This window comes from Microbispora hainanensis, assembly GCF_036186745.1.
Taxonomy (GTDB): Bacteria; Actinomycetota; Actinomycetes; order Streptosporangiales; family Streptosporangiaceae; genus Microbispora.
Genome location: NZ_CP108086.1, coordinates 7479668 through 7491724, shown reverse-complemented (window position 1 = coordinate 7491724; position 12057 = coordinate 7479668). Strand labels below are relative to the sequence as shown.

The 12057-nt window shown below is 73.6% G+C and carries 11 protein-coding genes; 8 read left to right on the top strand and 3 right to left on the bottom strand.

Annotated elements, in window-relative coordinates:
• Window positions 1-96 precede the first annotated feature (96 nt).
• Entirely contained in the window at window positions 97-1446 is a 1350-nt protein-coding gene (locus tag OHB01_RS34220; protein WP_142647433.1) for a hypothetical protein, read from the top strand.
• Window position 1447: 1 nt separating this feature from the next.
• Here the strand turns inward: OHB01_RS34220 and OHB01_RS34215 are convergent, their stop codons facing one another.
• Window positions 1448-2467, bottom strand: a complete 1020-nt coding sequence (locus tag OHB01_RS34215) for an NAD-dependent epimerase/dehydratase family protein (protein ID WP_142647432.1) — start codon at window positions 2465-2467, stop codon at window positions 1448-1450.
• 154 nt (window positions 2468-2621) lie between these two features.
• Between OHB01_RS34215 and OHB01_RS34210 the strand changes: the two genes are divergently transcribed.
• The 3 genes from OHB01_RS34210 (at window position 2622) to OHB01_RS34200 (ending at window position 6623) form a co-directional block, all read left to right on the top strand.
• On the top strand, window positions 2622-3815 hold the full coding sequence (locus OHB01_RS34210) for a cellulose binding domain-containing protein (protein ID WP_328854529.1): 1194 nt from the start codon (window positions 2622-2624) through the stop codon (window positions 3813-3815).
• Between the two features lie 219 nt (window positions 3816-4034).
• Entirely contained in the window at window positions 4035-5180 is a 1146-nt protein-coding gene (locus tag OHB01_RS34205; RefSeq protein ID WP_142647430.1) for a cellulose binding domain-containing protein, read from the top strand.
• A 99-nt stretch (window positions 5181-5279) separates the two neighbouring features.
• Entirely contained in the window at window positions 5280-6623 is a 1344-nt protein-coding gene (locus OHB01_RS34200) for a cytochrome P450 (protein WP_142647429.1), read from the top strand.
• Here the strand turns inward: OHB01_RS34200 and OHB01_RS34195 are convergent.
• Window positions 6611-7765, bottom strand: a complete 1155-nt coding sequence (locus tag OHB01_RS34195; protein WP_147942485.1) for an RtcB family protein — start codon at window positions 7763-7765, stop codon at window positions 6611-6613. The genes OHB01_RS34200 and OHB01_RS34195 overlap by 13 nt on opposite strands.
• Before the next feature lie 117 nt (window positions 7766-7882).
• Here OHB01_RS34195 and OHB01_RS34190 point away from each other — a divergent pair, with 117 nt between their 5' ends.
• Entirely contained in the window at window positions 7883-8998 is a 1116-nt protein-coding gene (locus OHB01_RS34190) for a phosphotransferase (RefSeq protein ID WP_328854528.1), read from the top strand.
• A 454-nt stretch (window positions 8999-9452) separates the two neighbouring features.
• On the top strand, window positions 9453-9887 hold the full coding sequence (locus OHB01_RS34185) for a hypothetical protein (RefSeq protein WP_328854527.1): 435 nt from the start codon (window positions 9453-9455) through the stop codon (window positions 9885-9887).
• A 41-nt stretch (window positions 9888-9928) separates the two neighbouring features.
• On the opposite strand, the gene OHB01_RS34180 is transcribed toward OHB01_RS34185, so the two are convergent.
• Window positions 9929-10261, bottom strand: coding sequence for a cupin domain-containing protein (locus OHB01_RS34180; protein WP_142647426.1), 333 nt, complete (start codon window positions 10259-10261; stop codon window positions 9929-9931).
• Window positions 10262-10519: 258 nt separating this feature from the next.
• On the opposite strand from OHB01_RS34180, the gene OHB01_RS34175 reads away from it, so the two are divergent.
• Window positions 10520-10942 (top strand): YjdF family protein, encoded by a 423-nt coding sequence (locus tag OHB01_RS34175; protein ID WP_168065886.1) that lies wholly within the window; start codon window positions 10520-10522, stop codon window positions 10940-10942.
• A gap of 115 nt (window positions 10943-11057) precedes the next feature.
• Entirely contained in the window at window positions 11058-12047 is a 990-nt protein-coding gene (gene moaA / locus OHB01_RS34170; RefSeq protein ID WP_142647424.1) for a GTP 3',8-cyclase MoaA, read from the top strand.
• Window positions 12048-12057 lie beyond the last annotated feature (10 nt).

Here is a 12057-nt window from a genome sequence, read left to right as displayed (position 1 = left end):
AGCTAGAGCCCAGGGGGCCGCCGAGTTCTTACGAAGTGACTACGGGGCTGCCCAGAGGGTCCGGACGGCGGCCACGGTGCGCCTACGGTGGCGGTCGTGACGGCACGACAGGGGGCGCCGGCGGAGCGGCAGGGCTCGCCGGCGGGCGGACGGGCTGCGCCGGCGGCGCGGTGGAGGGCGCTCACGGCCCGGCAGCGGGCGCTGGTGGTCTGGGCGGCGCTGGTGGTGGGCGCGTTCGCGGTGGGCGGGCTGCTGCACGCCCGCGGGGTGCTGCGCATCGACCACCTGCCGCCGCTGCACGCGCTGGCGCGCCTGCCCACGCCCGCGCTGCTTCCTGCCGTGGTCTTCGCCGCGGTCGCGGTCCCCGTGCTGCCCCGGCTGACCGCGAACCCGCCGATGCGCGCGGCGCCGGCCGCGGCCTTCGCCGCGTCGCTCGCGTGGACGGTGCTGCTGGCGGTGTCGGGGGACGGGCTGGCGTGGCCGTTCACCCACCCGCAGGAGTACCTGGCCGGGCTCGGGGCCGTGGGCGACGATCCCCTCGGCTGGCTCGCCGGGTTCACCCGGGATCTGCCTGCCTATCCCACGCACGTACGAGGTCATCCGCCGCTGCCGGTGCTGGTGCTGTGGGCGCTGGCGGCCATCGGGCTGCCCGGGCCGTTCTGGGCCGCCCTCCTCGTGGTCGTGACGGGGTGCTCTGCCACGGTCGCGATCGGCCTGACCGTGTGGCGCGTCGCGGGGGAGGACGCGGCCCGGCGCGTGCTGCCCCACCTCGCCCTGTGCCCGGCGGCGGTGTGGATCGCGACGACCATGGACGCGTTCTTCGCGGGCGTGGGGGCGTGGGGGACGGCGCTGCTGGTGCTCGGCGCGCGGAGCCGGGCGGGCCGGGTGGTGCTCGGCCTCGGCGCGGGGCTGGCGCTGGGCGCGCTGCCCTACCTCAGCTACGGCATGGTGCCGTTCCTGCTCGTCCCCCTCGTCGCGGCGCTCGTGGTGGGGGTGCCGCGTTCGACCGTGGCCGCCTGCCTGGCGGGGATGGCCGCGGTGAGCGCGCTGTTCGCCGCCGGGGGGTTCTGGTGGCCGGCCGGTGTGCTCGCCACCCACGCCGAGTGGGCGGCCGATCCCGGCGCAGAACGGCCCTACCTGTACTTCCTGGTCGCCAACCTGGCCGTGCTCGCCCTGGTGACCGGCCCGGCCACCGCCGCCGGCCTCGTGGCCCAGGGACGTGCCCGCGACCGGATCCTGCCGATGGCGGCCCTGGTCGCGGTGCTCGCCCTCGACGTCAGCGGCGTCACCAGGGGCGAGGTGGAGCGGATCTGGCTGCCGTACGCCCTGTGGGTCGCCGCGGCGGCCGGACGCACCGGAACCGGCCGGGAGGGCGACCGCCGCCTGCTCGTGGTGCAGGCGGTGGTGGGCCTGCTGCTGCAGGGCTTCGTGAAATCTCCCTGGTGACTCAGCCGGCCGTCCCGAGAGGGGCGTGGGCGAACTCCCGCATGCCGTCGGCGAAGCGGATCCGCGCCCGGAAGCCGAGGTCGGCGGCGGCGCGGTCCGGGGAGGCCACGATGTGCCGGACGTCGCCCAGCCGGTAGCGGCCGGTGACCTCCGGCGCGGGCCCGCCCCGGGCCACGCTGAGCGCCTCGGCCAGGTCGCCGATCGTGTGGGGCTCGCCGCTGGCCACGTTGTACGCGCGGAGCCGGCCGGGCGGGGCGGCCTCCAGCGTGTCCAGCGCGGCGAGGTTGGCCGCCGCGACGTCGCCGACGTGGACGAAGTCCCTGCGCTGGCCGCCGTCCTCGAACACCAGCGGCGCCCGCCCCGCCTCCAGCGCGGACCGGAAGATCGCGGCCACCCCGGAGTAGGGGGTGTCGCGAGGCATCCCCGGGCCGTACACGTTGTGGTAGCGCAGGGCGACCGCCACGCCGCCGGTCTCACGGGCCCAGTTGGCCGCGAGGTGCTCCTGGGCGAGCTTGCTCGTGGCGTACGCGTTGCGCGGATCGGGCGCGACGTCCTCGTCCACGGTTCCCGGCGACAGGGGGCGCCCGCAGCGCGGGCACACCGGCTCGAACCGCCCCTCGGCCAGGTCCTTCTCGGCCCGGGGGCCGGGCCGCACCCGGCCGTGTTCGGCGCAGTCGTAGACGCCCTCGCCGTAGATGACCATCGATGACGCCAGGACCAGCCGGGAGACCCCGTGCCGCGCCATCGCGGCGAGCAGCACCGCGGTCCCGAGGGCGTTGACCGACACGTACGCCGGCAGGTCGGACACGTCGACGCCCAGGCCGACCTTGGCCGCCTGGTGCACCACGGCGTCGGCTCCGGCGACCGCGCGGGCGACGGCGTCCTCATCCCGCACGTCGCCCACCGTGACGTCCTCGCCGCCGCGCAGGTCGAATCCTCGCACCTCATGCCCGGCGTCGCGCAGCAACCCGGCGACGCCGCTCCCGATGAAACCGGCCGCGCCGGTGACCACGATCTTCATCTCGCCACGGTATCGGCGCCCTGCCCAGGTGAAAGTTTCACAATCCTTACGGAACGACCGGCGGGGACGCGGCCGGTCCTTTGACCGGTTCCCTCGGCCGACCGATCATCCGGGCTACATCGTTGGCGGACTTCGTCTCCGGAAGGTGGGAGCTGTGCCCAGACTGTCATGGCCTGCCGGATGGGTTGCGGCGGGCGCCGTCGCCGCCGTGCTGCTGGCGGCCAACATCACCGCGCCGCCCGTGCTCGCGGGCAGTGTGGCCCAGATGCACGCCGTCCGCATGCTGACCACGGTCTCGCCGTCGCCCTCGGCCTCGCCGGGAGCGGACGTGAGGCCGCCGACGGGGCCGGGGGACCTGCGGGCGTGCCCGCCGCCCCCGCCGCCGAGCGGGAGCTTCCAGGGTTCGGTCGGCCTGTGCTGGACGGCGTCCACCGACAACACCGGGGTCGCCGAATACAGGGTGTACATGCTCACGGCGAACGGTTTCGTCCTGGTGGCCTCCACCTTCCAGACGACGGCCGTCGTCACCGGGCTGGGCGGCGACCGGACCTACGCGTTCTACGTCGTCGCCAGGGACGCCGCCGGCAACGTGAGCCCGCCGAGCGCGCTGGTCAGCGCCCCGGCACTGGGCGCGGGACCGACGCCGACCCCCGCCCCGACCGACACCACGCAGCCGACCAAGCCGACGGGGCTGCAGGGCGACTGCGTGCCCGACTTCAACGGGACGTCGCTGTGCTGGACGGGGTCCACCGACGACGTCCGGGTCGTCGGCTATGACGTCTACCGGCGCACCGACACCGGCTGGGCGCGGGTGGCCAGAGACCTGCCCGCCACGGCTCGGTCCTTCACCGAGGCCGGCTACAGCAACGTCCCGGGTCAGCAGTACATGTACTTCTCGCCCGGTCGCTCGTACGTCTACGTTGTCGTGGCCAAGGACGCCGCCGGCAACGTCAGCGAGCCGTCCGACCTGGTGACCTCCACGGTGCCGAGCGACTACCCCACCCACTCGGCCTCCCCGACCCCCGCGGCGACGTGCCGGGTCGAATACGACTCCTGGACGTGGCCCGGCGGCTTCGGAGCCAATGTGAAGATCACCAACATCGGTTCCGCCGACATCGACGGGTGGGAGCTGCGCTTCGCCTTCCCCGAGCAGGGACAACAGCTCACCAGCGGCTATTCGGCGACCTGGTCCCAGTCGGGCAGGGACGTCACGGCCGTGAACGCGGACTGGAACGCGACGATCAAGCCCGGTGCGTCCGTGCACATCGGGTTCAACGGCACCCACACCGGCGCCAACCCCGATCCCCGGAGCTTCACCCTCAACCTCCGCACCTGCGTGGTGAGCTGATCCCCGCCGCCGTACGGCCCGCCTCCGTGTGGGGCGGGCCGTGGTGAGAGGGCCCGGTGGCCGGCCGTTGTGCTCGCCACCCGGGCCGCTCGGCTGAAATTTTCACGGTTCTTGCGGAACGACCGGCGGGGACGCGGCCGGTCCTTTGACCGGTTCCCTCGGCCGACCGATCATCCGGGCTACATCGTTGGCGGACTTCGTCTCCGGAAGGTGGGAGCTGTGCCCAGACTGTCATGGCCTGCCGGATGGGTTGCGGCGGGCGCCGTCGCCGCCGCGCTGCTGGCGGCCAACATCACCGCGCCGCCCGTGCTCGCGGGCAGTGTGGCCCAGATGCACGCCGTCCGCATGCTGACCACGGTCTCGCCGTCGCCCTCGGCCTCGCCGGGAGCGGACGTGAGGCCGCCGACGGGGCCGGGGGACCTGCGGGCGTGCCCGCCGCCCCCGCCGCCGAGCGGGAGCTTCCAGGGTTCGGTCGGCCTGTGCTGGACCGCGTCCTCCGACGCCACCGGGGTCACCGAATATGAGGTGTTCCTCCTCACCGCCGACGGTTTCGTCTCGGTGGCCTCCACCTCCCGTACGACGGCCGTCGTCACCGGGCTGGGCGGCGGGGACCGGACCTACACGTTCTACGTCGTCGCCAAGGACGCCGCGGGCAACGTGAGCCCGCCCAGCGCGCTGGTCAGCGCCCCGGCGCTCGGCGCGGGACCGACGCCGACCCCCGCCCCTGACGACACCACGCCGCCGACCAGGCCTGCCGGACTGCGGCCCAACTGCATTCCCGACTTCAAGGGGACCTCGCTGTGCTGGACGGGGTCCACCGACGACGTCCGGGTCGTCGGCTATGACGTCTACCGGCGCACCGCCACCGGCTGGACGCGGGTGGGCACGTCCATCGGCACGTACTTCACCGAGGGCAACCTCGTCACCGGCCAGTCGTACTCCTACTTCGTCGCGGCCAAGGACGCCGCCGGCAACGTCAGCCCGCCGTCCGACGTGGTGATCGCCACGGCGTCCGGCGGCTATCCCACCTACACGCCGCCGCCGGTCAACTGCAAGATCGAATACACGGCGTGGTCGTGGAGCGGCGGCTTCTCGGCAAGCGTGACGATCATCAACCTGGGCCAGACGCCGATCGACAACTGGACGCTGCGCTTCGTCCTCCCGGACGCCGGGCAGAAGGTCACCAGCGGCTGGTCGGCCACCTGGTCCCAGTCCGGAAAGGACGTCACCGCCGTGGCCATGCCGTGGAACTCGGTGATCCAGGGCGGCGGGTCCCTGCAGATCGGGTTCAACGGCAGCCACACCGGTGCCAACCCCGATCCCACCGGCTTCCGGCTGAACGGCGGCACCTGTATCCAAGGCTGACCGCCGTCCATCCTGCCCCGCCCGTCCTGCCCCGCCCGTCCGCTCCGGCCGGGCGGGCGGTGTCCGTTTCCGGCGGACAGGCGGGGGCAGTCAGGACGTATGCCGCTGCTCGACACCACGCTGCTCCTGCTGCTCGAGGGCTACGCCTGGCTGCCGGCCCGTTGGCGGGAGGCCCAGGGAGTGATCGCCCAGGGAAAGATGGGCCACGGAGAGAGTGCCCAGACAGAGATGGGCCAGGCAGCGATGGCCCGCACCCGGCTGATGGGCCGGGACGCCGTCGTGCTGCGCGGGCCGGACGCCGTCAGGTTCTTCTACGACGACAACCACGTCCAGCGGGCACCCGCGCTGCCCGAGCCGATCAAGAGCACGTTGTTCGGCCACGGCGCGGTGCACACGCTCGACCAGGCCGCGCACAGGGCGCGCAAGGGCATGTTCATGTCCCTGATGACGCCGGAAAGCGTCGCCTCCCTGGTGGGCGAGGCCACCGCGGCGTGGTACGCGGCGGTGGCGACGTGGCACGGCAGGGGAGACGTCGTGCTCTTCGACGAGGCCGCCCGCGTCCTCACCCGGGGTGCGTGCCGGTGGGCGGGCATCCCGCTCGCCGAGGAGGAAACCGGGCCCCTCGCCGGCGACCTCGTCGCGCTGGTCGACGGCTTCGGGTCACCGGGCCCGCGGCACTGGCGGGCCCGCGCCGCCCGAAAGCGCCGCGAGGCGTGGCTGGCGGGACTGGTCGGGGAGGTGCGCCGCGGCGCCCTGCGGGTGCCGGACACCTCGGCGCTCGCCGTGGTCGCCCGCCACCTGGAGCCCGACGGGGAGCGGCTCGCACCCCGGATCGCCGCGGTCGAGCTGCTCAACCTGGTGCGTCCCACGGTCGCGGTGAGCTGGTTCGTCACGTTCGCCGCGCACGCGCTGCACCACTGGCAGGTCACCCGGGTCCGCCTGACCGAGGACACCGACGGCACGTACGCCGAGGCGTTCGCCCATGAGGTGCGGCGCTTCTACCCGTTCGCGCCGTTCGTGGCGGGAACGGCCGTCAAGGACCTCACCTGGAAGGGCGAGCAGATCCTGGCCGACTGGCTCGTGCTGCTCGACATCTGGGGCCAGAACCACGATCCGGCGCTCTGGCCGCACCCGTATACCTTCGACCCGCAGCGCTTCATCGGCCGAGGGATCGGCCCGTACGACCTGATCCCGCAGGGCGGGGGCGACCCGGTGACCGGCCACCGGTGCCCGGGAGAGCCGGTCGCCGTGGGCTTGCTGAAGGCCCTCGCTCCTCGACTGGCGAAGCTGGACTACACCGTGCCGGAGCAGGACCTCACCATCTCGCCCTACCGGATCCCTGCCCGGGTGGCGAGCGGCTTCGTCCTGCGGCCGGCCGGGGCGGCCGCGCCCCCCGAGACGGCGGGGGCGAAACGGCCGCGCCCGGCGGTTCATCCCTTGTAGTTGAACACCTGGCGCAGCGTGTGCCGGACCTCCACGAGGTCCTTCTGGTCCGCCATCACCTGGTCGATCGGCTTGTACGCCTCCGGGTGCTCGTCGACCAGCGCGGCGGCACGGTCGGCGTTCCAGGTCCGCCCGCGCATCGCCTCCTTGAGCGACGCCGCCGACAGCTCGCGCTTCGCCCGGCTCCGCGACATCCTGCGCCCCGCGCCGTGCGAGCAGGAGTTGTACGACAGCGGGTTGCCCCGCCCGCGCACGATGTAGGAGCGGGTGCCCATCGAGCCCGGGATCACGCCCTCGTCCCCGGTGTCCGCCTTGATCGCGCCCTTGCGGGTGATCCACAGCTCCTTGCCGTCATGGACCTCCAGCTGCGTGAAGTTGTGGTGGCAGTTGATCGTGCGGACCCGGGCGCCGGAGCCGACGACGCGGAACAGCGCATCGCTCAGCACCTTGTCCATCCGCGCCCGCGACGCCATCGCGTAGCGCTGCGCCCACAGCATGTCCTCGATGTACGCGGTGAACTCCGGGGTGCCCTGGGTGAAGTAGGCGAGGTCGTAGTCCTCCATCCCGATCCCGAGGCTGCGCATGAGCCGCTTCGCGCCGTTGATGTGCGCGGTGGCGAGCTGGTTGCCGATCCCGCGCGAGCCGGAGTGCAGCACGGTCCACACCCGGTCGCGCTCGTCGAGGCAGACCTCCACGAAGTGGTTGCCCGAGCCGAGGGTCCCGAACTGGCAGGCCACGGTGTTCTCCTGCTTGGGCGTCAGGCCGGTGTGCGGCCGGCCGAGGTCGCCGAGCGCCCGGTCCACCGCCCGGTCGTCGTGCCCCTTGCCCACTCCCGCCGGGATGCGCCGCTCCACCAGCCGCATCAGCGGGTCGAGCGAGTCGGGCAGGTCGGCGGCCGTGAGCGTGGTCTCGGTCGCGACCATGCCGCAGCCGATGTCCACGCCGACGGCGGACGGGATGATCGCGCCCTCCGTCGGGATGACGGAGCCGACCGTCGCCCCGATCCCGACGTGTGCGTCGGGCATGAGCGCGACATGACCGGGCACGAACGGCAGGCGCGCCGCCCGGGCGGCCTGGTCGATCGTCCCGTCGTCGATCTCGCTCGCCCAGGACAGCACCTTCGGGGCGATGTGCTTCGGCATGGTTGGAACTCCTTCTTGGGTCGAGATCCACTGTGCCGGGCACCGGCGGGAATCCCAACCGAATATCGAGGCGAAAGTCGTTTGCCGCCCTACCCGCCCGTCGCCCATCATGCCGGGATGAGCGACGATTCCCGGGACCGCGCCGGCCTGGACGAGGAGCAGCGGCGTCGCCGTACCGGTGACGGCCCGCCCCCGCCCGCCGGCGGCGTACGACTGCCGTGGACCGCGGTGCCCTCGCACCTGCGGCTGGCCGTCGAGCGGCACCTCGGAGATCACGTGGCCGAGGCCGTCACCCAGCCCGGCGGGTTCTCCCCGGGCGTGGCGGCCCGCCTGCGGCTCGCCGGTGGGGGCAGGGCCTTCGTCAAGGCGGTCGGGCCCGAGCCGAACCCGATCAGCCCCGGCATCCACCGAGCGGAGGCCCGGGTGGCCGCCGCGCTGCCGGCCACGGCGCCCGCGCCCCGGCTGCTCGCCTCCTTCGACGAGGACGGCTGGGTGGTCCTGCTGTTCGAGGACGTCGAGGGCCGCACCCCCGCCCAGCCCTGGACGGTGGCGGAGCTCGGCCTCGTGCTCGGCGCGGTGGCCGATCTGGCCGAGACGCTCACCCCCGCGCCCGTGGCCGTGCCGTCGGCCGGCGAGCGGCTCGCGGAGGAATACCAGGGATGGCGGCGCCTGGCTGCCGGCTCGGGCAGCCTCGGCGCGGACGGCCTCGGCGCGGACGGCCCGGGCTCGGGTGGCCCGGGCTCGCGCGGCCTGGGTTCGGGCGGGCCGGGCTCCCTGCGTCCCGGCGAGGACGGATCCGACGTGGCGTGGGCCCGGCGGCATCTGGACCGGCTGGCGGAGCTGGAGGCGGGCTGGGACCGGGCGGTGGAGGGCGACACGATGGCCCACGCCGACCTCCGGGCCGACAACCTGCTGCTCACCGCCGACGGGCGCGTCTACGTGGTGGACTGGCCCTGGGCGTGCCTGGCGGCCCCGTGGTTCGACCTCCTCGGGATGCTCCCGAGCGTGGCCATGCAGGGCGGGCCGCCGCCGGCCGAGGTCTTCGACGGCCACCCGGTCGCGGCGAAGGCGGACCCCGACGCGGTCACCGCGGTTCTCGCCGCCCAGACCGGCTACTTCCTGCAGAGGGGAAGCCTTCCCCCGCCGCCGGGCCTGCCCACGCTCCGCGCGTTCCAGCTCGCCCAGGGCCGGCAGGCCCTGGCCTGGCTGCGGCAACGGACCGGCTGGAGATGACGCCCGCGACCACCCCGTGATCGAACCGCCGTGATCGGACGGAGCGCCCGGCCCGGCCGGCCGGCGCCCGAGGGGCATGAGGGCATGGGGATCCGAGGCATCGGGAGTGTGAGGCGCCGGGGTCTATGGCGCTGGGCGTCCGAGGCGCTGGGCGTCCGAGGCGCTGGGGATCCGAGGGCATCGGAGGTCCGAGGCGCGGGGGATCTGAGGCGCGGGGGATCTGAGGCGCGGGGGATCTGAGGCACTGTGCATCTGAGGCGCTGGGCGTACGGGGCGTCGAGGTCGTGGTGAGCGACGGGGTGCGTGATCTCCGCCCGCACGTGACCCTGGATCGGGGACCGGCGGGCGCGCGTGGAACCCTGGGCGAGGGCGGCGGACGTCATGACCGGTGGGACGGCTCACCGGATCCCGGCCCCGCCCCCGCCGGTTTCACATGTGCGAGAGGAGCGCGGCGATGAACTCCGTCTCGGCCGCCGTGGGCGGTGCGGCCACCTTCGTCTGGCTCGGGATGGTGCTGGCGATCTCCTTCATCGAGGCGCCGTTGAAGTTCCGCGCGCCGGGGGTGACGATCCCGATCGGGCTCGGCATCGGCCGGCTCGTGTTCCGGGCGCTCAACGCCGCCGAGGCCATGCTGGCCATCGTCGTGATCGTGGCGGTCGCCACCGGATCGCCGGGCCCCGTCGTGGTCGCGCTCACGGTGGTCGCCGCCGTCGTCCTGGCGATCCAGATCGCCGTCGTACGCCCGCCGCTCAACCGCAGCTCCGACCGCGTCCTGTCCGGAGAGGACCCGGCGCGGCACAGGTCGAGAGCGCACCTCTACTACGTGGCCCTGGAGGTCGTGAAGGTCGTGTCGCTGCTCGCCCTCGGCTGCCTCCTCCAGGCCGCCTAGCCCCGGACCGCAGCCTGGTGAGGGGCGCGCCGCGGGCGTGCTCAGGGGCGTTTGACGACGGTGAGCAGGACCGCGCTGTCCTCCACGGCGTCGAGCGCGTGCCGGGCGTCCGGGATGGTCAGCAGGTCGCCGGAGCGTCCTTCCCAGGAGGCGTCGCCGCTGCTCAGCCGTACATGACCACGCAGCACCAGAAGGGTCGCGTCACCCGGGCTCTCGTGCTCGGCGAGGCCGGTCCCGGCCGTCAGGGCGAGCAGTGTCTGGCGCAGCGCGTGCTCGTGGCCGCCATAAACGGTGTCGGCCGCGCGCCCGCTGGACGCCGTGGCGGCGCGATCGAGGAGTTCCCCGGCACGGGCGTCGAGAGAGATCGGCTCCATGCCCATCAGTCTGCCCCGCGTTCCGCCCGCCGCTCCGGAAAGGTGATGGCCGTGCCGGAGACATGGTCGTTAAGCTGGGTTTCGCACACGAAAACGCGGTCCCGGTCGGTAGCCCGGGCACCCGCCGCTCTCGGTTCCGACCGGTGCCGGCGGTCTTGTATCCGCCTCTCGTGTCCCCCTCGGGGCGCCTCGGAGGATGTCCGGTGTGCCGGAAAGCGGCTTCGCCAAGCCGCCTGTCGGCATACCTGTGGAGGCATCGTGGTGTCCCTGTCCGTCTACTTCGAGAACCCGTTCTGGGTGGGCGTCCTGGAGATCGTCGAAGGTGGCGAGCTTCGCGCGACCCGGTTCGTGCTCGGCTCCGAGCCCACCGACCCCGAGCTGTACGCGTTCCTCATGCGGCACGGAGTCGCCCTGCTCGAACGCGCCGAGGCGGCCCCCGCCGTACCCGTGGAGGAGCGCGGGGACCGGCGGGTCAATCCCAAGCGGGCGGCCAAGCTCGCCGCCCGTGCGGCGGCCCGGGTCACGCGGCGTGGCACGGCGGCCCAGGAGGCGCTGCGGCTCGAAATGGAGAACGCCAAGGGAGCGGCGCGGGTGAACCGGCGTGAGCGGGAGCGCGCGCTGGCCGAGCACCGCCGCGAGGTGGCCCGGAGCAAGCGGATCGAGCGCCGTCGCGACCGCTGATCGCGAGGGATCCGTTCCGTCCCGGAGTGGGGGAATCACGGCGGGGCGGCCGAGGTTGTCGCCATCATGACGGCAGGGCTTAGGCTTGAGGCTCTCTGGGGTTGGAGGTCCTCACGTGCTGGTTGACTCGTTCGGCCGGGTCGCGACCGATCTGAGGGTGTCGCTGACCGACCGGTGCAACCTGCGATGCTCCTATTGCATGCCGCCCGAGGGCCTCGACTGGCTGCCCAAGCCCGAGCTGCTCACCGGCGAGGAGATCGTCCGCCTGGTGACGATCGGCGTGGAGCGGCTCGGCATCCGGGAGGTCCGCTTCACCGGTGGCGAGCCGCTGCTGCGGCGGGAGCTGCCCGAGATCGTGGCCGCGACCGCCGCGCTGCGCCCGCGTCCCCAGGTGTCGCTGACGACCAACGGCATCGGCCTGGCCCGCCTGGCGGAGCCGCTCGCCCAGGCCGGTCTCGACCGCGTCAACGTCTCGCTGGACACGCTGGACCGCGACGTGTTCGTACGGCTGGCGCACCGGGACCGGCTCCGCGACGTGCTGGACGGGCTCGCCGCGGCCACGGCGGCGGGACTCACGCCGGTCAAGGTCAACGCGGTGCTGATGCGCGGCGTCAACGAGCACGAGGCCGCTCCGCTGCTGCGCTACTGCATCGACCAGGGATATGAACTGCGCTTCATCGAGCAGATGCCGCTCGACGCCCAGCACGGCTGGCGCCGCGACGACATGATCACGGCCGACGAGATCCTCGGGCTGCTGAAGGACTCCTTCGACCTCACCGAAGACGACCCGCGCGAGCGGGGCAGCGCGCCCGCCGAGCTGTTCCTGGTGAACGGCGGCCCGCACCGGGTGGGCGTGATCGGCTCGGTCACCCGGCCGTTCTGCGGCGCCTGCGACCGCGTCCGGATCACCGCCGACGGCCAGGTCCGCAACTGCCTGTTCGCCACCGAGGAATCAGACCTGCGTACGGCCCTGCGCTCGGGCGCCACGGACGAGGAACTGACGGCGCGGTGGGTCGCGGCGGTGCGGGGGAAGCGGGCCGGGCACGGCATCGACGACCCCGCGTTCCTCCAGCCGGCCCGCCCGATGTCGGCCATCGGCGGCTGACGGGCCGGCA